16 protein-coding genes are annotated in these 23073 nt (G+C 66.5%); 9 read left to right on the top strand and 7 right to left on the bottom strand.

Annotated features, from left to right (window positions below; genetic code table 11):
* Positions 1 to 111 precede the first annotated feature (111 nt).
* Positions 112 to 1380 (bottom strand): orc1/cdc6 family replication initiation protein, encoded by a 1269-nt coding sequence (locus P0Y41_RS15755; protein WP_284063737.1) that lies wholly within the window; start codon positions 1378 to 1380, stop codon positions 112 to 114.
* 975 nt (positions 1381 to 2355) lie between these two features.
* On the opposite strand from P0Y41_RS15755, the gene P0Y41_RS15760 reads away from it, so the two are divergent.
* Positions 2356 to 2916: a TRAM domain-containing protein gene (locus P0Y41_RS15760; RefSeq protein WP_284063738.1), complete on the top strand. Its 561-nt coding sequence runs from the start codon at positions 2356 to 2358 to the stop codon at positions 2914 to 2916.
* Between the two features lie 106 nt (positions 2917 to 3022).
* A complete protein-coding gene (locus P0Y41_RS15765) occupies positions 3023 to 3571 on the top strand; it encodes a PAS domain-containing protein (RefSeq protein ID WP_284063739.1) in 549 nt (182 codons plus the stop codon).
* A gap of 37 nt (positions 3572 to 3608) precedes the next feature.
* Here the strand turns inward: P0Y41_RS15765 and P0Y41_RS15770 are convergent, their stop codons facing one another.
* The 4 genes from P0Y41_RS15770 to P0Y41_RS15785 form a co-directional block, all read right to left on the bottom strand.
* On the bottom strand, positions 3609 to 4691 hold the full coding sequence (locus P0Y41_RS15770; protein ID WP_284063740.1) for a sugar ABC transporter permease: 1083 nt from the start codon (positions 4689 to 4691) through the stop codon (positions 3609 to 3611).
* On the bottom strand, positions 4688 to 5644 hold the full coding sequence (locus P0Y41_RS15775; protein WP_284063741.1) for a carbohydrate ABC transporter permease: 957 nt from the start codon (positions 5642 to 5644) through the stop codon (positions 4688 to 4690). The genes P0Y41_RS15770 and P0Y41_RS15775 overlap by 4 nt, the downstream gene beginning before the upstream one ends.
* 3 nt (positions 5645 to 5647) lie before the next feature.
* Positions 5648 to 6943 carry an extracellular solute-binding protein gene (locus tag P0Y41_RS15780; protein WP_284063742.1) on the bottom strand — a complete coding sequence of 432 codons (1296 nt, stop codon included), beginning with the start codon at positions 6941 to 6943 and terminating at the stop codon, positions 5648 to 5650.
* A gap of 112 nt (positions 6944 to 7055) precedes the next feature.
* Positions 7056 to 9731: a glycoside hydrolase family 15 protein gene (locus P0Y41_RS15785; protein WP_284063743.1), complete on the bottom strand. Its 2676-nt coding sequence runs from the start codon at positions 9729 to 9731 to the stop codon at positions 7056 to 7058.
* Positions 9732 to 9835: 104 nt separating this feature from the next.
* On the opposite strand from P0Y41_RS15785, the gene P0Y41_RS15790 reads away from it, so the two are divergent.
* Both P0Y41_RS15790 and P0Y41_RS15795 read left to right on the top strand, forming a co-directional pair.
* Positions 9836 to 10981 (top strand): ABC transporter ATP-binding protein, encoded by a 1146-nt coding sequence (locus tag P0Y41_RS15790; protein WP_284063744.1) that lies wholly within the window; start codon positions 9836 to 9838, stop codon positions 10979 to 10981.
* A 209-nt stretch (positions 10982 to 11190) separates the two neighbouring features.
* Positions 11191 to 11847, top strand: coding sequence for a lactate utilization protein (locus tag P0Y41_RS15795; RefSeq protein ID WP_284063745.1), 657 nt, complete (start codon positions 11191 to 11193; stop codon positions 11845 to 11847).
* Between the two features lie 83 nt (positions 11848 to 11930).
* Here P0Y41_RS15795 and P0Y41_RS15800 read toward each other — a convergent pair whose 3' ends face one another.
* Positions 11931 to 14063 carry a DUF7997 domain-containing protein gene (locus tag P0Y41_RS15800; RefSeq protein ID WP_284063746.1) on the bottom strand — a complete coding sequence of 711 codons (2133 nt, stop codon included), beginning with the start codon at positions 14061 to 14063 and terminating at the stop codon, positions 11931 to 11933.
* 102 nt (positions 14064 to 14165) lie between these two features.
* On the opposite strand from P0Y41_RS15800, the gene P0Y41_RS15805 reads away from it, so the two are divergent.
* The 3 genes from P0Y41_RS15805 to P0Y41_RS15815 all read left to right on the top strand — a co-directional run bounded on the left by P0Y41_RS15805 (position 14166) and on the right by P0Y41_RS15815 (position 18749).
* Entirely contained in the window at positions 14166 to 16595 is a 2430-nt protein-coding gene (locus P0Y41_RS15805) for an alpha-amylase family glycosyl hydrolase (RefSeq protein WP_284063747.1), read from the top strand.
* A gap of 343 nt (positions 16596 to 16938) precedes the next feature.
* The gene (locus P0Y41_RS15810) at positions 16939 to 17550 is read left to right on the top strand and encodes a hypothetical protein (protein WP_284063748.1); all 612 of its coding nucleotides are present in this window, start codon (positions 16939 to 16941) and stop codon (positions 17548 to 17550) included.
* Between the two features lie 98 nt (positions 17551 to 17648).
* Positions 17649 to 18749 (top strand): TrmB family transcriptional regulator, encoded by a 1101-nt coding sequence (locus P0Y41_RS15815; protein WP_284063749.1) that lies wholly within the window; start codon positions 17649 to 17651, stop codon positions 18747 to 18749.
* 45 nt (positions 18750 to 18794) lie between these two features.
* Here the strand turns inward: P0Y41_RS15815 and P0Y41_RS15820 are convergent, their stop codons facing one another.
* Positions 18795 to 20360, bottom strand: coding sequence for an SLC13 family permease (locus P0Y41_RS15820; protein ID WP_284063750.1), 1566 nt, complete (start codon positions 20358 to 20360; stop codon positions 18795 to 18797).
* Between the two features lie 143 nt (positions 20361 to 20503).
* On the opposite strand from P0Y41_RS15820, the gene P0Y41_RS15825 reads away from it, so the two are divergent.
* Positions 20504 to 20677, top strand: a complete 174-nt coding sequence (locus P0Y41_RS15825) for a hypothetical protein (RefSeq protein WP_284063751.1) — start codon at positions 20504 to 20506, stop codon at positions 20675 to 20677.
* A 256-nt stretch (positions 20678 to 20933) separates the two neighbouring features.
* Complete coding sequence (gene fdhF / locus P0Y41_RS15830; protein ID WP_284063752.1) at positions 20934 to 23009, top strand: formate dehydrogenase subunit alpha; 2076 nt, start codon at positions 20934 to 20936, stop codon at positions 23007 to 23009.
* Positions 23010 to 23073 lie beyond the last annotated feature (64 nt).

The raw sequence follows: 23073 nt of genomic DNA on the forward strand, positions 1-23073 counted from the left end.
ATCGACACCAGCATGTCCGCGGTTGTATCGAGACCGCGTAGGATCTCCGGACAGCACTTGGTCGAACGGAGCGACACCACTTCGTCCGCAGTTCTTCGATGGACCGTAGTCTCAGTTGCCCGAGGCGAAGTCCGTGACTCGGGCGTCGGTCATCTCGTCGCTCGGGTCGTCCACGAGAAACTCTTTTACCGAGCGGTGGACGCCGACGTCCTGTACCGTGTCCGACATCGCGTCAAGAACCAGGTCGACGTCCATGTCGAGCGCGTACTCTCGGTAGGTGCCGCCGCGGCGCCCCTCGTTGCGTTCGGTCACCGAGATGATACCCAACATCGCCAGCTCCGAGAGGTGATCGCGCATGCGACGGGGGACGAGTGGATCGCGGTCGGCCATTTCGGCAAACCGAGAGTATCGCGGGCGGACGTCTCGCGACCGCACGGGAGCCTCGTTTTCGAGGTCGAGAGTGAGGAGCGCGTAAAGGACAAGATGGCCGTGCTGGGTCAACCCGGTGATCCCCTCCTTGATCCTGCCACGTTCGAGCGCGCGCCGTCCGCGTTCGACGTGCGCTTCGGCGACTCGTTCGGTATCGTCGTCGCGGGCGAGATCGCCAGCTTTCATCAGGAGGTCGATCGACTGGCGGGCGTCGCCTGCGTCCTTCGCGCCGTAGGCGGCACACAGTGGAATGACACCAGGGTCGAGGACGCCCTCGTGGAACGCGACCTCGACGCGTTGTTCGAGGATCTTCTGGAGGTCCGTAGCGTCGTATGCGGGGAAGTGGATCTCCTGTTCACACAGCGAGGATCGGACCTTGGGGGAGAGATCGTCGCGGAAAGAGAAGTCGTTGGAGATGCCGACGATCCCGACCTTGGCCGTCGAAAGATTCCCGTTCGCGCGAGCGCGCGGTAACTGGTAGAGGATCGAGTCGTCTTCGACGTGGTCGACCTCGTCGAGGACGATGAGGATAGTCCCGCCACAGATGTCGAGTTCGTCCCAAAGCATCTCGTAGACGCTTGCTCTCGGATAGCCGGTGGTAGAGATCTGCTCGGTGTCGTCGCGAAACTCGTTGACGAGCCGGGTTGCGACCTGGTACGACGAGGTGAGCCCGTCGCAGTTGAGCGCGACGACAGTGAGCTCGATATCGTCGTACTGTGCAGCGTCTTCTTGGAGGTGCTCCAAGAGATATCGTGTCGCTGCAGTCTTCCCCACTCCCGTCTTCCCGTAAAGGAAGACGTTGTTTGGTTGCTCCCCGTTGATCACCGGTTGGAGCGCGGCTCGGTAGGTGTCGAGTTCCTCGTCGCGACCAACCAACTGCTCCGGCTGATAATCCTCACGGAGAGCGTCACGGTCGCGGTAGATGTCTGTGTCCCGCTCGAACATCCCCATTGGTAGTCATCGGTGGATACGTGGGATAGATGATAAAACCACCGTGTCCGCAGTGTCCGGAGCGTCCGCTGTTTCCGCCGTTCTTGGATCTCTTATATAATATTTAAATAAAGCACGGAACACACTCACCCCACTTTGTCCGCAGTTGTTGTACAACGATACCCACCCACTGCATGTTGGTTATTATATACCGACGGTTTTATACATACATGAACTAATTAGTCCGCAAACCAGCAAACAAAGATATCAGTATTAGTCGTTATCTGATATCTTACCATCGCTGACTCTTATTTTCGTCGTGCGTCCGTGCCAATTACGCCTAGATCTATCGGTACCGTTCTCTCACGAGCGAACAGCGGACATAGTGGGGGGAGAGTGTTCACCAACAGCGTCCCGCAGTTGGTCGGACCGATCTTCCACAGTGAGCTCGTCTGTCGGCGATTACAACGATTTGTCGGATAGGATCAGCTGAGCCGGCCCCACTATGTCCGCTGTTCTCCTCGTCCCGTGTCAAAGCGAACTGCGGACACAGTGGTGTGTCACTCCAGTCTACCGATTACGTTCGGGCGCTACTACCACTTCAGATAGGTTGTCCTCGTGAACAGCCGCTCATTAGCTGCTGCCGGGAGCGAGACGGACACCACCGCGTCCGCTGTTCTGGGTTGGTTCTCCGGCTAACTCCGCGGGTCCGATTGCTTGAGAGCCGAAGGGTAACGCACTGACACGCTCCGGGCTGAATGAACAGCGGACACTGTGGTGTGGGTCTGCAGATACTCAACAACTTACTGCGATTGCAACTCCGAGGCGAGTTCTATTCACAGGTACAGCGGACACAGTGGTGTGGAACACCGTGGAGTCGTCCACGAATTGATACACGCCAGCCATTCGATTACTGTCGTTCACGTCGACTGTCCGATCAGTTTCAGCCCCAGGGACACGTAGGGTTAACATAACTGGGGTGTGAACTGAGACTCAATGGAGATATCAGATGATCTACGCTGTGTATTCAGTGCCGAAGTCGAAGAGCAGGACGGATCGTACGTCATCGAAGTACCGAAGCGAGAAGTCGATCTAAACGCTCTTCGGCCCGAACAAGTCTACCGGGTAGCCATTCTCGGGCGGCACACGGGTTCAAGCGAAGGCGCTCTGAGTGAGAATGAATCTGATGCTTCGACCGACGGCGACGCCGACGAAGTGAACGGAGCGGCGACGGCTGCTGGTTCGGACGACCCCGACGCCGAGGGGTCACCACGAGGGCCTCACGCCGACCGGACAGATGGTCCCAACGATACCAACGGTACTTCCACAAGTACGGCCGAACCGGAACCGCCTGTCGACCGGGGCGACGAAGTCACGGTCGACATCGAAGGCATCGGCGATCAGGGTGACGGAATCGCCCGCGTCGACCGCGGCTACGTCATTATCGTCCCCGACACGGAGAAAGGTGAACGGGTCCGGATTCAGATAACGAGCGTGAAACAGAACGTCGCGTTTGCCGAGGTCGTCGATCGGATCGAACACCACCACTACGAATAGTATTCGCTTCACGCCCCCACATGGGGCCGGAGGTACCTCCGACGGCTCGATCTCCGAGCACGACAGGGGTTTGTCCTCGGAAGACCGCACACTTTACGAATACAGCATGGCCGACCCAGACGCCGTCGCCGACCTCCTCCAACTGGATCACGACCGCTTCGCCGACCGGCTCCCCGATGTGCTCGACAGCAGCGAGTACGACGGCGAGCGGCTCACTCGCCTGACCGACGAGGCCACCGTGGACTCGATGCTGGAAACCCTGCCGGAGTCCGGGTCGCTCGCCGACCACGAGGCCGCGTACGTCCGCCGGATTCGGGTTCTCGACCACGCGTCCGTTGGCATCACCCTCGCCGGACCGGCCTACGCCGACAACCCTGTTGTGTACGCGAACGCGACGCTCAGGGACATCACCGGGTACGAGTTGGAGGAACTCCGCGGCGAGAACCTCCGGCTGCTTCAGGGTCCCGAGACCGAATCGGAGGCGGTCGCGGACCTCCGGGAGGCGCTGTCGACCTGGAGAGCGACGACGGTCACGCTGACCAACTACCGGGCGGACGGGTCACGGTTTCGGAACCGTGTCACGCTCGCGCCCGTCACTGACTCTGCAGGGACCGTCGTCAACTGGCTCGGCATGCAACAGCCCGTCGACGGCTGATCGACGCACGAGCGCCCGCCGAGAGCCGACCGGAGGGTCACCCCTCCATTCCGGAGAAAGAGAGCCCGCCCTCGATATACCGCTGTGCGAATAGGTACACGAGCATGACGGGCGAAGCGAACGTGAGCGCGAACGCAGAGAAGCGCGCCCACGGGATCGAGTACTCGTCGACCAGTGCGAAGAGCCCGACAGGGAGCGTGAACTTGTCGGCCGACAGCATCGTCTGGGCGACGACGAACTCCATCCACCCTGTAAGGAACGTGAAGATGGTGACCGTCGCCAGGCCCGCCGCCGACAGCGGGAGGATGACTTCGACCACGACGCGCCACGGCGGTGCGCCATCGACGAGGGCCGCCTCCTCGTAGCTGACGGGAATTCCGTCCATGTACGTCTTCAACAGCCACGTGTTGAACGGCACCGCGGTCGCCGCGTAGTACGCCGCCAGTGCCAGTCGGTTGTTGTTGAGTCCGACCTGCACGAACATGGCGTACAGCGCGATGAGCGCGGCGATCCCGAGGCCGCCACCGACCTGCGTGAACAGCACGTAGCCGAACAGCACCTTCCGGCGCATGATGAACTCTCGGCGCGAGAGCGCGTACGCAGCCGGGACGATGACGCACATCGCGAGGATGAGCGTCGGCACCGACACGATGACGCTGTTGACGAAGTACTGCTTGAAGTTCGAAGGGTTGTCGACCCCGTGGTCGCTGGCGTCGAGGAACGCGATCTCGGGCGTATTGAACACCAGCGCGAGGTCGGTGAACGGAACGTTCACCGTAACCGCGAGCGCCGGGACGATCAGGTCCCCGAGCACCCACACGAACGGCTGAATCGAGGGGTTGTCCGGGAAGAAGCTGAACCCGCCGGCGGCGTACACCGTGCCGCCCGATCCGGAGATCGCGGACATCGCGATCCAGTAGATCGGGAACAGGAGCACCGCGACGACCAGGATCGCGAACCCGGTCACGGCGGCGGTCCGACCGAGCTGCGTGGCCGACACGTCGCCGCGTCGGTACGCTTGAACGGTGTACCGCGCCTCCAACGCGAGCTCTCGGGGAGTGTTCAGCACGTTCCGGGCGTCGTCGGCGATCTTACTGGCGACACGCGAGAGTAAGCTCACGCTTCGTCCACCCCGTCTGCGAGACGGCCTTTCTTCACGTTCAACCACATGAACGCCCCGATGAACACGACCGCGACGAGCATGATGGCGGCGCCCTGCCCGTACTCGGAGAACTGGAACGCCTCACGGTAGCCGTAGACGATCACGAGCTCGTTGAGGCGTGCGGGACCGCCCCTGTTGAACGCGTACGGGATGAGGAACTGCTGGAACGAAGCGGCCGCCGTCAGGATAGACGCGAACAGCACTGGGCGCTTGACGCTCGGCAACGTCACGTGGAAGAAGCGCGAAAAGTAGCCCGCGCCGTCGACCATCGCCGCCTCGTGAAGTTCCTTCGGCACGTCCTGAAGCGCGCTCACGGTGATGATCACCATAAACGGATACGCCAGCCACATCTCGGTGATGTTGTACGCGATGAACGCGGGCCAGCGCTCGTTGAGCCAGGCGACGGTGCCGGCGCCGAGCCACGAGAGGAGTTGGTTCGCCAGACCGAACTGGGCGGACGTGAAGATCCCCCGCCAGATGGTGATCGTGAAGATGGCGGGCAGCCCCATCGGGACGATGAGCAACGAGCGCATGAATCGCGCGCCCCGCACACGCTCGTTCGTCACGACGAGTGCGACGCCGAGACCGAGCCCGATCTTCAACACGAGACTCGTGGCGACGAACAGCCACGTCGTTCCCAGGGAGTTCCAGAACGTCCCGTCGGTGAGGACGGCAACGTAGTTCTCCAGACCGACGAACGTCGCCTCGCCGAAGGTGAGAAAACCGCCGCCGGCGAAGAGGTTCGACGGCCGGGCGTTCGTGAACGAGATCCCGAGCAGGTACAGCATCGGGAAAAACATGAACGCGGCGAACAGGAACAGCCCCGGAAGGACGAGCAGCAGGGAGACGTCCTCCCGTTCGATGGCCGGGACCTCGGCGACCCGGTCGGCGATTCTGCTGGTGGCGCTCATGACCTAGTCCCAGTTGCTCCGGATCGTCTCCTCGGCCTCGACCATCGCGTCGTTCACGGACATGTTGCCGTCGAGCGCTTTGCCGAACCCGGTCTCGAGCGGGCCCCACACGCTTCCCATCTTCGGGTGCGTCGGCATCGGGACACCCTGCTGGACCGCCTGCGAGAACCCCTGGACGGCGGACGGGAGGTTGTCGTCCCCGGCCAGGCTGTCCAACACCGGGATGAATCCGTGGCTCTCGGCGTTGGCCATCAACTGCTCCTCGTTGGTGACGTACCACTCCACGAATTCGCGCGCGGCGGCGGCGTCGGATTCGGACTCCTCCATCCCCTTTGCGAAGTACCACAGCTGGATGCCGGTGTACGGGCTCGGGGAGCTCCCTTCGAGCGACGGAAGCTTCGTGACGCCAACGTCGACTCCCTTCTCTCGGGCGGTGCCGAGGAACCACGGGCCGTTGATCGCAAACGGTGCGTTCCCCTCGGAGAAGGCAGCCGCCTGCGGGCCGTACTGCGTGTCGTTCGGCATGTACGGGACGAGCGTGTCGAGAATGAACTCGAAGCCGTCGATCGTTTCGTCGTTCGAGAGGCCGAGCATCTCGTCGGCGTCGGGATCGAAATAATACCCGCCGTACGCCTGCGCGAAGCCGCTCATGAAGTAGGCGTTAAGCGGGTAGCCAAGCCCGTACATACCGTTCGACGGGTCGTGGTGCTCCTCCATCACGTCGACCATCTCGCTCACCGACTCCGGCGGCGTGTCGACCAGCTCCTTGTTGTACAGGAGGCTCACCGTCTCAGCGGCGAACGGGAGGCCGACGACAGCGCCGTCGAACTGGGCCGCCTCCGCGGCCGCGTCGGTGAACGTGTCCATGCTCACCGAGAGCTGACCGCTCTGGTCCGAAAGGAAGTCGCGTTGGTAGTAATCGCCGACCCAGTCGTGGGCCCACTCGAAGATCTGTGGCCCCTGGTTCGCGGGGATCGCCGACTGCGTCTTCTTCTCGAGGTCCGAGAGGTCCGACCCGTCGACGGTGTGTCGAGACTGGTTGTTGAACTGCTCGATCACGGTCTTCAGGGTCTCGCCCTCGGCGGACGAGCGCGCATACCACGTCGTCGCGGTGCCGGGATCGACCGCGGGCTCGGTGGTCTGTGTCGCCGTCGATCCGCCACCGCTGTTTTCACTGTCGGACCCGCCTGACCCGCCCGACGTCGGAGTTCCTTGCTCTTCGACGCCGACGCAGCCCGCCAGCGCTGCCGCGGCCGCCATGCCGCCCATCTTCAGCAGCTTCCTGCGATCAGTTGCCATGGTGTGAACACTGGATGAATAAGTAGTTCATACCTTAAACCTTCGGGTACGACCGTGCAGGATCGGGTCCGACGGACCTCTTTCGGGTTCTTCAGAACCGCTCGGTGCCACCTCACTCGACGACAGAAACGTCGACGCGAGCACCGGCGACACCGGCGCGATCTGCGGATCGGTCGGGATCGCCGGCTGCGACGACAAGCGTGTTTCGTCCCGAAGAAAGCGAAACATCCGCCGTGAACCGACCGTCGTCGACGGAAACAAGTCTCGCGTCGCCGTCCACGGCGACCGCGACGGCCTGCGCGTCGGTCTCGCCAGCAATAGTCACGTCGCCGGAGTCGACGGTGTCATCGGGCAAGGACACGTCGAGCGTCGGCCGGGGCGGCAACCCGCCGCCGTAGCGATCGCGCACCACTGACGGCGTTCCGATCGGTTCACCGGCGTCGATACCGTTCGCGACCCGGACGAAGGCGGCGTGACTCCACGACAGGGGCGTCGCACTCCCGGTTCCGGCGCCGAACGACCACCCGTAGTCGGTCGGTTCGTTTCGGTCCCACACCTGTTCGGGAAGCATGCGCCCCTCGTTGGCGAACCCGGCGAGCGTCGAGAGGAGGGTCGCGGGCCGGTCCGGTCCGGAGTCGGTACCGGCTGCGAGTTCGTACTCGGCGCGTTCCCCGGTGAGCAGGGGCCACAACCGACCGGTGGTGTCCGTCCCCACGGGGAACGGCGCGCCGTTGTCCCCTTCGCCGTAGCCGTCGCCAGTGTATCGATAGAATCCGGGACCGTGCGGCGTCTCGATGCGGATAGCGTCGTCGACGACGGCAACCGAGTGCTCGACGATCGCATCGTCGGCGGGTAGTACGCCCAGTCTGACGAGTTCCAGGAAGCCGGCGTCGATCACGTTCCGCTCGTCGAACGTCCGGCCGCCGTTCGCCAGCGATCGCTCGGTGCCATCATCCGGATTCCGGTTGCCGTTGACCCTGAAGTAGTACGGCGGTTCGTGGCGGTCAGTCCCGTCCTGCGTCACACACCACTTCTGGACTCCCTCCCGGAAGCGGTCCGCAGTCGCGAGCCAGACCAGTGCGTCGGCTGCGCTCCCCGTTTCCGCCGCAATATCCGCTGCGGAAACGAGCCCGGCGATCTCCGCGGCGATCGTTGACGGCGAAAGGCCTCCTTCCTCTTCCCACCGTTCCTGCCCAGTTCCCGGGCCGTTTCTGAGCACGTAGTCCGCGGAGGCCGCGATGTCCGAGTACGCGAACCCGAGATCGTCGAGCGCGCGATCCAGTTCGCCGGTGACTCGACGCGCCAGCACGAGTGGGAACGCGATCTCGTCCAGCTGTTCGCCGCCCCATCGCGTTCGACCATCGAGATAGGTATTCTGCGGCAAGAAACCGCCGTCGCGCTGTTGGACGCCGAACAGGTACTCGACGGCCGCGACTGCGGCCTCCGATTTTCCCATCGCTTCCAACGCGGTGAACGACTGGTAGAGATCGCGCGCCCACACGTACTGATAGCCCACGTCGGAGGGCTCGCTCGCGGGAATAACCTCGCCCCACGGGACACACGGACTCGCGACGCCGGCGCCGGGAAACGTCGCGTCCTCAGCTGCACGAAGCGTCATCGCGCTCGTCACGTACAACGGTTCGAGCGTCCCGTCGCCGGCGACGGTCTCGGGTACGTCGACGCCGTCGAGCCACGATCGCCATCCGGCGCGGTACGTCTCCCGGACCTCGTCGAACGGCGCATCGGCACTCTCGCGCGCGACAGTCACGGCAGCGGTTGGATCGGCTCCCTCAGCGAACCCGAGCGCGATCGTCGCGTCGGTCGACCCGGTCCCGACTCGACCGATCAGCGCGGCGTTCCCCGTCGCCGTTCGGGAGCGTTCCCCTTCGATACCCCGGCGCAACAGTCTCGCGGTCGCCGGCTCACCGACCGGCGACGCGGTCGCCCACTCGAACCCGGGGGTCGACGCGAGTGCCATCGACACGTCGTAGTCGTCGCCATCGGCGTCGCGAACAACCCCGCCGTCACTCGTGTCAATCGCAGAAAGGACGGCGTCGCCGTCGGCGGTCGGTCGGGCGTGACGGTCTCCCGCCGTCCCGGTGGTCACGGCCGGTCGGCAGACGGCGTACAGCGAGAGGCCTTCCCCACCGTCGTCGAACGTCAGGTCGGCCACGACGGCGTCGCGGTCGGGATCTGCGACGTACTCCACGCTCAACGTCCAGTCCCGTGAGGTGGACGCGAATTCGTGGCGGTAGCAGAGCGCGTCGTCGGCACTGGGAACGGTTGTCCGCTCCACGTCGTCCTCGGCCCGTCGATCAAGCTCGGCCGTCCGGACAGCGTACCCTTGGCCGTCGGCGATGAGGAAATCCATTCGTCGCGCGTTCAATAGGTCGGCGCGCGGAAAGCGGACCCCGGTGAGTGCGCCGCGAGTCAGCGTGTACCACACTCGGCCGTCTCTCGCCTCGCCCGCGCGCCCGCTCCCGGTCCCGTCGCCGACTGCCGTTCCGACGCCGACCTTCTCCCCGGTCGTCCAGAACGGCGCGAGCTCGACGGGCTCCGGATCGGCTCGCGGGGTCGCGGCCGGCTCCGTGTCGGTCGCGCCCGTCGTGGACTCCGTGGCTTCCCCGTCGGGAGCGCTGTCGCCTCCGGACCCACCGCAGCCCGCTACCGCCGCCAGGCCACCGGCGGCAGCCCCCGTGAGAACGCGCCTTCTCGTCGATCCGCCGGTAGATCTGTGCTCGCGCTCGTCGGTTCCTGACCGGTCGTCTCCCGTGTCACGTGTCGGCATGCCGTGCCGGACTGACGCATCAGATAAAAGAACGACGAAATACCACTTCACAAATCGCCGTTCGAGGGAAAGAGCTAAACCGTGGTACCCGATCACATCGGACCATGGCTACCGTCCGAATGGAGAACCTGCGGAAGACGTTCGACAGCGGTCGGCTCGTCGCGGTCGACGATCTCACGCTGTCGGTCGACGACGGCGAGTTCCTCACCGTCGTCGGACCGTCAGGCTGCGGGAAGTCGACCACGCTGCGGATGATCGCGGGACTGGAGCGCCCGACGAGTGGGAGCGTCATCATCGGGGACAAAGACGTAACCGACCAGCACGCTCGCAAGCGCGACGTCGCGATGGTGTTCCAGAATTACGCGCTCTACCCGCACAAAACCGTCATGGGGAACATGGAATTCGGCCTTCGGATGAGCACCGACCTCTCGAAAGAAGAGCGTCGCGAGCGCGTGCGAGAGACGGCCGAGATGATGGACATCGAGGGGCTACTCGAAGACAAGCCGAGCGAACTCTCCGGCGGACAGAAACAGCGCGTCGCGCTCGGGCGCGCGATCGTCCGTGAGCCGGACGTCTTCCTGTTCGACGAACCGCTGTCGAACCTCGACGCGAAGCTGCGCACCACCATGCGTACCGAGATCCAGCGCCTCCAAGACGAACTGGACATCACTGCGATCTACGTCACTCACGACCAGGAGGAGGCGATGACGATGGGTGACAAGATCGCGATCCTCGACGACGGCGAACTCCAGCAGACCGGCCGGCCGACCGAGGTATACAACGACCCGGCCAACGAGTTCGTCGGCGGGTTCGTCGGCTCGCCGTCGATGAACGTGCTCGACGCCGTCGTCGACACCACCGAGACGGGTGCGGTCCTCCGTGGGACGAACGCCGACTTCACGTACGACCTCGGGACGCGGGCGTCCGACGCGCTCGAAGGCGTCGAGGAGGTTCGAATGGGCGTCCGCCCCGAAGACATTCGGGTCGCCGACGACGGCCGGGGGATCACCACGACCGTCGACGTGATGGAACCGATCGGATCGGACAACTACCTGTATCTCGACATCGGACCCGAGTTCATCGCTCGAGTCGACAGCGGGATTACGCCGAGCGTGGGCGGGACCATCGATATCACCTTCGACGAATCTGACGTGCACGTCTTCGATACGCGAACGGGCGAATCGCTCACCCACGGTTCGGCCGTTTCAGGACCGGACGTGCGAGAGACGCCTGAGCCGACAGCAGACTGACGGCACTCGTCGTTTCGAACCCGCACGGGTTTCGATATCGGACCTTCCTGTCTCTCTCGATATCTTCGATTGTGCCGAGGACTGCTGATCTGATTTCCGGTCCTGTCCTCGGATCGCCACAGGGAGTAACGGTCGTGTAACCTCCTAACATCGGTGTCCGCGAGCGCTTATGCCTGTCTCGCCGCTAGTCGGATGCACAGGACCCAATCATGTCTCAACAGAAATCCGACTACGAATCTGACGCCGATATCGACACGACACTCGATGACCTGCCCGACGAGGAGACAGTCCAGGCGACCGCCGAGCGACTCCGAGATAACGGCTTCAACGTGATCGTCGTCGACACCGGCGACCAGGCCGTGGACGCCATTCAGTCGCAGATTCCCGCCGGTGCCTCGGTGATGAACGGCCACTCGACGACGCTGGAGGAGATCGGGTTCACCGAGTACCTCTCGGACGGGGACCACGAGTGGGAGAGCCTCCCGGACGAGATCTGGGGCATCGACGACGACGCGAAGCGGCAGGCGGCCCGCCGCGAGTCGCAGACGGCTGAGTACTTCCTCGGTGGGATCAACGCGATCGCAGAAAGCGGCGCGCTCGTTGCCGCCGACCGGTCTGGCAGCCGGATCGGCGCGTACCCGTTCGCCGCGGGGAACGTCATCATCGTCAGCGGCACCAACAAGATCGTACCGAGCCTCGACGACGCACTCGACCGGCTCGAGTCCGTGGCGTATCCGCTGGAGAACGAACGCGCCAAGGAGGCGTACGGCGTCGAATCCGCGATCGCCAAGCAACTCATCTTCCGACAGGAACTCGAGGAGGACCGCACGACGGTGGTCCTCGTCCGTGAGGCGCTGGGGTACTGAGAGCCGGCCTGCCAGGAAGGCGACGAGACGACTATTTTTGGGGTGTGGATATTACGTGATCGAGCGATAGTGTCAGGATCGGCTCAGTCGTCGGCGGGGACGGGGTCCTCGTCGGAGTCGCCAAGCGCGCCCCGATCGTCCAGCAACGCCGTCGTCGCCAACCGGATCGCGTGGGGCCACCCGAGCGGCGTCGCGCTGTCGGGGGACCCGTCGTCGAAGAACTGCTCGGGGAGGAAGCCGCCGGCAATCGAGAGCGGGCCGTCGGGCGATAGGACGTCGAGTAACTCGCGCGCGCGACGGTCGAACTGTTCGCTCCGGGCGTCGTCTTCAGCCGACAGCAGCGAGGCGAGTTCACCGGCCGCGTTGGCTCCCCACGCTGTCGAGACGGTCCAGATCTTTTCGTGGCCTTGGCCGCGCTGGCGCCAGCCGTCCCCCTCGTAGCGGACCAGTCCGGCGACATCGCTCTCGTCGGGGTCGTGGTACAGCCCGTCGAGGGTGGCGGTCAAGTGCGAGACGAGGCGGTCGCGACGGACCTCGTCGATCTCCCCGATCGCGGCGTACGCGCGGTGGGCGTCGGCGAGCGCGAACGTCGCCGAGTCGAGCCGGTCATCGAGGCTCCCGTCGGCGCGTTCGCGCACCGCAAACACGCCGCGATCGGGCACCCACAGGTCGTCGAGCGCGTCGAACAACAGCGCGGCGCGGTCGGTCGCCTCAACCGCCCGATCGAACCGGTCCGGTCCCAGCGCAGCGACCGCCGAGAAGGCGTCGAGGAAGCGTGCAGCCGTGTGGGCGAACCGCCCGCTGGCGTCCTCCCAGGCGTTCTGACACGCGACCGGGCGGCCGTCCTCGGCCAGCGACGCGACCATCCCGTCGAGGCCGTCGTCCACCGCTGCGGCGACATCGTCCGCGAGGGGGTCGCCCGCGGGCAGTCTGGCGAGCAGTCGGGCGAGGAACGCGACGACGCTCGCCGTCTGATCGGCCTGGTACTCCACGTCGTCGAGCGCCTCAATGCGGGCGTTGGCCCACCCCGGTGCGAGCGCTCCGTTCCGGGGCCACACCCGGTGGGGCCAGGTGCCGTCCGGGAGTTGGGTGTCGAGATAGGCGCGCGCGCTCCGACGGTGCCACTCGTCGAGCCCAAGGTCGAACGTCGCGTCGGCAGCCAGCAGGAATCCGGAAATTTCCGCGTCGTCGCGGAACCAGGTGTACCCGTAGCCGCCGGAGTGGACGTAGTGGGGGTCGAAGTCCGGTCCGGCGATCCGCATCCCGGTGGGCGCCGACAGCAGTGAGAGCACCCGGAGGTCGTCGACGGCGGCCTCCGACCGCGGGGTCTCGGGCGGGAGCGACACGTCGGCCTCGCTGTCGGCGGCGAGCTCGGTCACCGCGGCCGCGCTGTCCGCCTCCGCTAAGAGGTCGTCGAGGGCGTCGAGCGCTGTTTCGCGCTCGGTCTCCTCACGGTCGGTGAGCAACGTCGCGACCGCTGCGGCGCCGTTCGCGAACCCGACTGAGGCGACGACGTGTCCGCCGAGATGGTCCTCCTCGCGTCGATCGCCGAGCGCGTCGGCGTCCCGTTCGTGGGGCTCGGCAGCGAGCACGGCGTCGGGACCGGCGGGAAGACCGCCGCCGATCACGTCGAGGCCGCCGGCGCCAGCGAGGAAGTCGCGCTCGCGGTCGTGGAACACCTCTATCGCGCGTTCGTGGCGGAGCTGCCCGACCCGCGCGTCGCGTCCCTCGGGCGCGAACGTGGACCCGACGAGCAGCGACGCGTCGGCGTCGAGCGGGCCGTCGGCGTCGTCGAACGCGACGCGCGTCACGTGTGCCTCGCCGGCGCCAGTCTCGACTACGGCGTCGAGGCGGCGGAAGCGACCGATAGGCGTCTCGTGGACGGTTTCGACGAGCGAAGTCGGATCGTGGTACGACTGGTCCCCGGCGCCGAGATCGATCACCGCACCGCCGTCGTCGGACTGGCGGACCGCGTCGGCCTCCCAGTCCAGATCGGACGGAGGATCGTCCAGACGGACCGCGAAGCTGGAGTCTGCCAGACCGGAGCGTCCGGAGAGAGGATAGCCGAAGTCACGCAGCGTGCCGTCGGGCGCGACGTGAAGCAAGCGTCCGCCGGCCCCACAGAACAGGCCGGCGGTGGTGCGCCGCTCGCCGGGGAACCGAGTCGGGTGATCTCGGTTCCGCTTGTGGTCATCGAGTGCGTCACGAAGTCGCATGTTTCGATCGGAAGGGGCCCGAGACATAATTCTTGTTGTAATCGTATTTCATTCGTTCACAGATCCGGAACGCTCAAGAACCGGGCGGAATCGAACTCGCCCATGACCGAATCCGCGGACGCCGATTCTCACGACGGTACTCGTCCGATGGGGGATCCCGCTGATCCGACGCATCACCCGGGTCCACCGCGCACGACCAGCGTCGGCGAGTCGATCGAACTCGCGCCCCGAAACCTCGACGACCTCGTCGACGTGGGTCCAGACGGCGCGGCGACCGAGCGCGACGGCCACGGCCTGTTCTCGTGGTCGATCGTCGACGCGCCGGCCGACAGCGAGGCGTCTCTGGAACACGGTGATGTCCCCGGGCGCGATGCGGGCGCCGACACCGCTGTCGTCCAGTTCGCGCCAGATGTACCAGGTACCTATCAGATCGAGATGACCGCCCCCGACAGCGTCCACGAGCAGACGGTTCGCGCGTACCCGGACGAGCGCGAGGATGTGACCCTGCGCGTCGCGAAGGCGGACTTCGACGCGCCGACTGCGCGGGTGACGCCCGACCGGGTCTCCGTCGCGGGGCCGTTCAACGACTGGAGCGTCGCCGAGGTTCGGCCGTACGACGACGGCGACTTCCTGGCGTTGGACGTGCGTCTTCCGCCCGGTGAACACATCTATTCGTTCGCGCTCGACGACCAACTCGGCGAGGGAACGATGGGGGAGCTGAGGGTTTCGGGCCCGGGTCGCCCTCGCCTCCACCTCGATGCGACCGTCGACGGCGACGAGGTCGTCGTGTCCGTGGACGCAGAGGCGGCGCCGGCGGGTCCCGATCCTGAAACCACGCCTGCAGGCGCACAACCAAGCGTCGAGTGGCTGTTCGACGGTCGCGACGGTCTCAGCGTCGACCACGAGGCGGTCGCGATCGACGGCGAAACGCTCAGAGTCGAGCGAACGGCGCTACCTGACGACGGTGTCGCGCGTGTCCACGCGGTTCCCGTCGCCGACCGCTACGGCGTGATGGACACAGTGGAACTGTCGGGTGCCGGCGATGACGACGCCGGCGATATCAGGGACGGAGTCGACGATACCGAGGACGCTCCGGTCGCGACGCGACCGAATGACCCGCCGGCGTGGGCGGAGTCACCGACGATCTACGAGGTGTTCGTCAGGTCGTTCGCGGGGGAAACGCCGCGGACGACGTTCCGAGAGATCGAGCGGCGGGTCCCGTATATCGACTCGTTGCACGTCGATGTGCTGTGGCTCACCCCCGTCCTCCAGAGTCCGACGACCCACGGCTACCACATCACTGACTTCACCAGGACCGCGGACGACCTCGGCACGCGCGAGGAGTTCGAGTCGCTCGTCGAGACGTGCCACGACCACGGTATCCGGGTCGTCTTCGATCTGGTGATCAACCACACCTCGCGGGACCACCCGGCGTTCCAGCAGCACTCGGCGGGCGTCGACGCGTTCGCAGAGCAGTACCCCCGTCGGCCGCCCGAGGAGAACCCCTCCGACGTGGAGTGGGCCGGCGAGGGGACGCCGTCGTTCCGCTTCAACTGGGTGCGGATCCCCGACGTGAACTACGACTCGCCGACCGTCCGCGCGTGGATGCTCTCGGTGATCGACGAGTGGGCCGGCGTTGTCGACGGCTTCCGGTGTGACGTGGCGTGGGGCGTTCCCCACGGCTTCTGGAAGGAGGCGGCTGAGCGGCTCCGCCGCTCGGACCCAGAGTTCCTCCTGCTCGACGAGACGATCCCGCGGGACCCGTTCATGCACGAGGCCGAGTTCCACATGCACTACGACACGACGCTGTACGACGCGCTCCGCCGCGTCGGCTCGGGCGACGCTGATGCCGACGCCGTCCTCGACGCCGTCGACGCCTCCGCAGTACAGGGGTTCCCCCGCGCGGCCGTCCAGATGCGGTACGTCGAGAACCACGACGAGGACCGCTACCGAGCGGAGTGCGGACCCGAGGCGCTGCGGGCGGCGGCGGCGGCGACGTTCACGCTGCCGGGTGCGCCGATGCTGTACTACGGACAGGAGCGCGGCATGACCGACTACCGCGGCGAAATGTCGTGGCACGACGGCGACACCGAACTCACCGACTACCACCGCCGACTCGCCGCCGCCCGACGCGAGCACGACGCGCTGCGCGACGGCGACGTCATCCGACTCCACTACGAGGTTCGGGGCGAGTCCGGCAGGACAGGAACGGGGAGCGGAGGCGGTCTCGGGATCGTCGGCGGAGAAGATGACGGAGCGGCCGGTGTCGCCGGCGCGGGCGCGGTCACGGCGTACGTTCGCGAGTCCGCCGACGAGCGACTCGCGGTCGTGTTGAACTTCGGCGGCGGCGAAGCGACCGTCGAACTCTCGGAACCGGTCGACACGACGGATCTGCTTACCGGGCACGACGTCGCTGTAGAGATCACCGGCGACGACGCTGACCTGGGAGCCGAGGAGAGCGCTGCCGACGGTTCGAACAACTCGACCAGCGTGATCTGCGTCGCCGACGCGGTCGTCTGTCGGCTGCAATAGTCACTCGGGAATAACCGGTTGGAAACTCGATGGGAGCGGGCTGCTGCACCCCTCCGCCAAGGACGCTGGATACCATAATCGACCCGAATGCCCCGGTATGATCATCCTACTGCATCCGTCTGGCCAGCGGATGGCTTGGCCGGGCCGCCTGTTGCTCGCCGACCGCGCGATCCCCTGCGGGGAAGTCTGGGGAAACAACGCGCTGAGTGTCCTCGAAAGCGCTGTCGGCTAAAGCGTGCGGTCTACGGCGATCTGGCGGTGGACGAGGCGATCACCGGCGGCGAGTGTTCAGGCTCGGTTGGTGATCGAACCTGCTTTTCCGTGTCGGACCGAAGCCGACTGCATGCACGATGCGGAGGACAACGCCCCCGAGCGAGACGCCGGCGACGCCGCCGCTGCCGATCGAACCGGCGAGGCGGACCAAACGGTCGAGGAACTCGTCGAGTACTGCCGCGTCCAAGCGGGGCTCCTCGCGGGTCGCGTCGAGACGATGGCAGCGGAGGCGAGCGACCGCATCGACGAGATCGATGAGGGGATCGCCGCTTTGCGCGCCGATCTCGACGCCACCGACGCCCACGAGGAGACGGGCGCGAGCGGCGCCGGCGACGATGCCGGTGCCGAGGCGTCGGGAGACGACCCAGAGCGGACGGCCGGAGACGTCGGTGACGAGGTAGCGAACCTCTCGGAGGCGGAGTCCGACCTCCAGCGCAAACAGGCGATGGTCGAGGCGACCGAGTCGCGGATGCGGCTGTTTCAGGAGCTGGCAACGGCGTACATCGAACTCGCCGACGGCCTGATCGACGAACTAGAGTCGGGCGAAGCCGACCCGGACGAGGCGGTCTCGCGCGTCGTCTCGTTCGAGGCCGAACGCGACGCCCCCGCGTACTTCGAGGAGCGCGAGACGCTCGTCGAGGTGGCCGCCGAGTCGACCGGCGACTCGATCGCCGAGGAGTGAATGCGGTCGGCGTCGGTGTCGATCCGGGGACGAAACCCATGTCGACGACGAGGACACAGACCGGGAACTATACGGTCCCCCGCGGGTCTGTGTGAGCCATGACCACGGGCCCCGACGACCTCCCGGACGCCGCCGCGACCGGCGACGTCGACGTGGAGGGGCTGTTGAAGCGGTTCGGCCTCTCGGACAAGGAGGTGGACACCTACCTCACCCTCCTCGAACACGGCGAGGCGAAGGCGAGCACCGTCGCGGAGGCCGCGGGCGTCTCCAAGCGGTACGTGTACAGCGCGAGCGAGGAACTGGAGGCGCGCGGGTTCGTCACCGTCAACGACCACGTCACCCCGACGACGATCCGCGCGAACCCTCCCGGCGAGGTCGTCGACCGACTCGCGACCGACGCGCAGTCGATGCGGCCGGCGCTGGAGGCGAGATTCTCGAGGACAGAGTCGGTGACCGAGCCGTTCGAGGTAGTGAAATCCCGCGTCACAGTCGTCAAGCGGATCCGGCGGGCGATCGGCGAGGCGACCGCGGAGGTGACGCTCTCGTTCCCGCTGGACCGACTCGACGAGGTCGCCGACGACCTTCGGGCGGCAGCGGACCGAGGCGTGCTCGTCCTGCTGATCGTGACGGGAGTCGACGAGCCGAACGACGGACTCTCGCGGGACCTCACGGGCGTCGCCAGCGCGGCGCGCGCGTGGGGCCAGCCGATGCCGTCGATGCTCACTGTGGATAACCGCACTGGCGTCGTCGCGCCCCCCGAGATGATCGAGCGGTCAAACAGCGGAAAGCAAGGAATCGTCTTCAGTCAGCAACAGCTCGCACCGGTCATCGTCGGCTCGTTCATCGGGAACTACTGGCCTGCGGCCGCTGAGATGGTCGTCGCCGACCCGGCGCCGCTGCCGGCGTCGTACACGAACTTCCGGCAGGCCGTGTTTCAGGCGGAACTTCACCGACGGTCGGACGACACGGTCCGCGCGCACGTCGACGGCCGACTGATCGACGGCGGCGAGGCGGTCGAGGTGACCGGCGAAGTCATCGACGTGAGCCAGGGGTTGGTGGCGCCTGCGACCAACGACTTCCCGGTCCAGCACACGCTCACTCTCGACGTCGACGGCGAGCGGGTCACCGTCGGCGGCCCCGGCGCGTTCGTCGAAGACATCGAGGCCGACGAGGTCGAGCTGTCGACGCCGGCCGAGTGACCTGGGTCAGCCGTCGCCCCCGCTCCGACCGCGGTCGCTGTCGGCCTACTGCACGTGCGGCCACACCAGAACGAACAGCGCGAGCAGGACTCCAGTCACCACGACAGCCAACACCACGTCGAGCACGCTGCCCGCACGAAGCATCCGCGAGCGGTCCACCCGACCGGTCCCGAAGACGATCGCGTTCGGTGGCGTCGCCACCGGGAGGGCGAACCCGAAGCTGGCGGCGACGCCGCCGGTGACGACCAACAGCACCGACGCGAGCTCCCCCGAGGTCCCGAGGGCGTCGGCGTACCGCGGCCCCACGTCGATCAACAGCGGCGCGAGAACGGCGGCCATCGCGGTGTTCGACGCCAGCTCGCCGACGAGGATCGTCGCGACGACGATCGTGAACACGAGCACGACGATCGGGACGCCGACCAACGGTCCGAGCGCGGTGTCGGCGAGCCAAGCGACCGCGTCGGTCCGCGCGAGCGCGTCGGCGAGTGACAGCCCGCCGCCAAGCAGGACGAGCGTCCCCCAATCGATCGACTGCACGTCGTCCCATTCCACGGCGTCGACGACGAACAGCACGGGGATCGCGATCAGCCCGACGAGTACGTAGTACAGCACTCCTTGATGGCCGAGGCCGAACACGCTCTCTCCCGAGCCGCCGAACAGGGTCGTGTACCACCGACCGGGCAACAGCGGTTCGAACAGGAAATCGACCCCGCCCAGCAGCCACAGGCCGGCGGTCCCGGCGGCGACCGCAACGACCCGCCGTCCGACGGGGCCAACCGGTCCCAGCGACGCCAACTGCTTGCGAGCGTGCTCACGAGCCCCGGTCACGTCGGTGACCTCCGGTGGATACAGCCTGACTGCGAGCAGGTACCACGCGATCGGCAGGCTCACCGCAACCAGTGGAACCCCGACGAGCATCCACTCGGCGAACCCGACATCGTACCCAAGACGGGCCGATAGCTGGGAGACGACGATCGCGTTCGGCGGGGACCCGATCAGCGTGCCGACCCCGCCGATGCTCGCGGCGTAGGCGGTCCCCAACAGGGCCGCGGTTTCGACGTTCGTGGGGGTATCGGCGTTTCCAGCTTGGTCCGCAGGGCCGTCTGGTTGTGCGATCTCTGCCGGCTTCCCCACGGTCGTACGAGCGACGCCGAGCGCGACTGGGACCATCATCGCTGTCGTTGCAGTATTCGAGATGAGCATCGACAGGCCTGCGGTCGCGACCATCACGGCGAGCACGAGCCGGCGCGGCGACGTGCCGATCCGCGCGACCAGCCGGTAGGCGATACGCCTGTCGACGTCGTGTTTCGACAACGCGGCCGCCAGCACGAAGCCGGCGAGTAACAGCGCCAAGACCGGGTCCGCGAACCCGACCAGTGCGCCGCCGAGCGTCGGGTAGACGCCAAACACCGTCAACAGCACCGGGATACACAGCGCTGTTACTGGGAGCGGGAGCGCCTCAGTCACCCACAGGATCGCCGCGAACACTCCCGTCGCCAGCACGTACCGCCCTGCGGGTGACAGTGACGGCGCTCCCGGTCCGAGCGCCACGGTGCCGGCCGCCGCCACCGCGACCGCGACGACCGCGGCGTCGACCCGCCGACCGGTCATCTGCTCGCTTCTCCGGCGGCGGAGAGCGTTCTGAACTCGTCGCCACCGAACGCGAATCCGTTCGCCGACATGACGCGCCACGGACGGTACTCGAGCCGCCGCTGCTGGCTATCGGACTCGCCGAGGCGCTTCTGCCGCGTCGAATGGTCGACTTCTGGACGCGTGTCGCCGCTGCGGGCGATCGAGACGTCGAACTCCGTCAGCCGGTGTACACTCTGGCGCGGATCGAAGGGGTAGCGATCGTGGCGTGGGTGGTTTCGGAGTGGCTCCGCGGCGAACTGGGGACCGACGCGACCACCCGGTCCGACGTCGCCTGATCCCGTCCCCGATCGTCGCGACCGCCGGTCGGCACAGTTCACGCCGACTCCCCGCGTGGCGATTCGAGCATCGCTGCGTTCGGATCCGATCGGCCAGTTGATAGTAGTACCGTCGTCCTCGCGTCGCGTCGGCACGCGACCGCCACGGTGACCGCGGTTAGCCGGATCACGCTTCTCTCGTTCGTCCTGACGTGGCGCCGATGCGAGGAACTGTGATGGCAACAACGTATAGCACCCTCCCAACCGAACGTCGCGTATGGCCGACAGCGACCGGGACGTCGACCCCGCACCGAGTGTTTGTCCGTTCTGCGGCGTCGGCTGCGGGATCCGATACGACCAGTCGAGCGGCGACGCGCGGGGGTGGAAGGGACCGGTCAACACGCGGGCGGAAGTGTGTCCGAAGGGGGCCGCCGCGTGGGACGTGGTCGACCACCCCGATCGCCTGACGACGCCGTTGGTGCGAGAGGGAGGGGAGCTCGTCGAGACCACGTGGGAGGAGGCGTTTGACCGCGTCGAACGGGAGTTCACGGAGATCGTCTCGGCGGATGGGCCGGACGCGCTGTCGTTGTTTGCCTCGTCGAACTGCACGAACGAGGAGAACTACGTGTTCCAGAAGATCGCTCGACTGCTCGGGACCAACAACGTCGACAACTGCGCGCGGCTGTGCCACTCCTCGACGGTCGCGGCGATGCACGAGCGGCTCGGTGCGGGGGCGATGACGAACTCGCTGGACGACCTGGGCGAGGCAGACGCGTTCCTCGTCGTCGGAGCGAACCCGGTAGAGAACCACCCCGTCATCTTCCGCTCGTATCTCCTCCCCGCGCTCCGCGAGGGAACGACACTGATCGTCGTTGACCCGCGCGAAACGCCGACCGCTCGGGCGGCTGACCGCCACCTGGCAGTTCGGCCAGGGTACGATATCCCGCTGTTAAACGCGATGGCGGCGACGATCGTCTCTGAGGGCCGAGACGACGGCGAGTTCTGCGACGAGCGCGTCGCCGGCGTCGACGCGTTCGAGGCGTTCGCCGGCGGCGTCGACGTCGAGGAGTCCGCCGCACTGGCCGGCGTCGGCTCTCAGGACCTCCGGGACGCAGCCCGCGCGTACGCCGAGGCGGATCGCGCAGCGATCGTCACGGGGATGGGTCTGAGCCAGCATCGATGCGGCACGGCGAACGTCCACGCGCTACTCAACCTCGCGCTACTCACCGGCAACGTCGGCCGCCGCGGCTCCGGTGTCAACCCGCTTCGAGGCCAGAACAACGTCCAAGGCGCCAGCGACGTGGGCGCGCTCCCTGACATGCTCCCGGGGTCTCGACCGGTTACCGACGGCCCGGCCCGTGCGGAACTCGCGGGCGAGTGGGGGATCGACGCGGCCGAACTCCCCGAAGCCCCCGGGCTCACCGAGGTCGAGGCGACCCACGCGTTCGGCGAGTCCGTCCGTGGCGCGTTCGTCCTCGGGGAGAACCCCGCTGTCACCGAGCCGAACGCCAACCGCGTCGCCGACGCGCTCGACGAACTTGACTGCCTCGTCGTTCAAGACCTCTTCGTGACCGAGACCGCCGAACACGCCGACGTGGTGCTCCCCGGGAGCGCGTGGGCCGAGCGCGGCGGGACCGTCACGAACACCGACCGACAGGTGCTCCGGATGCGACCGAACGTCGCCCCGCCTGGCGACGCCCGCAGGGATCTCGACGTGCTGTGTGAGATCGGGAGCAGACTCACCGGCTCCCCCGACGCGTTCGCCTACGACGACCCGGCGGCGGTATTCGAGGAACTGACGCGTGTCACCCCGCCGTACGCGGGAATGTCGTACGACGGGATCGGAACCGGGAGCCAGCGATGGCCGTTTCCCGAGGGCGCCGAGGGCGGGACAGCCGTCCTCCACGAGTCGACGTACGCGAACGGTGAGCGTCGCGCGCAGCTTCGGGTCGTCGAGCACGTGGACCCGGTCGACGCAGTCGGCGACGACGACCTCGTGTTGACGACCGGCCGCGTCGTCGAACACTTCAACAGCGGTGCGCTCACGCGTCGCTCCGATCGGTTAACCCGAATGGCCGGTCCGCAACGGCTGCAGATCCACCCCGACGACGCCGAAGCCCGCGGGATCGCCGAGGGCGATCGCGTGATCGTCGAAAGCGAACGAGGTTCGGTCCGCGTAGGTGTCGAAGTGACTCCAGCGGTCGGTCGCGGTCGCGTCTTCGCGACGTTCCACACTGCCGAGCCGCTGGTGAATACTCTCACCGGCGACGCGCTCGACCCCGTCGCAAAGATCCCGGAGTACAAGCACTCGGCGGTCCGGGTCCGAGTCGATTCGGATTTCGAGAGTCAGTGAGAGATCGGTCGTCAGTCCGGCTGCTGCGACGGGTCGCCCGTCCGATCACGTCGATCCGGCCGCG

Source organism: Halobaculum halobium, assembly GCF_030127145.1.
GTDB classification, from domain to species: domain Archaea; phylum Halobacteriota; class Halobacteria; order Halobacteriales; family Haloferacaceae; genus Halobaculum; species Halobaculum halobium.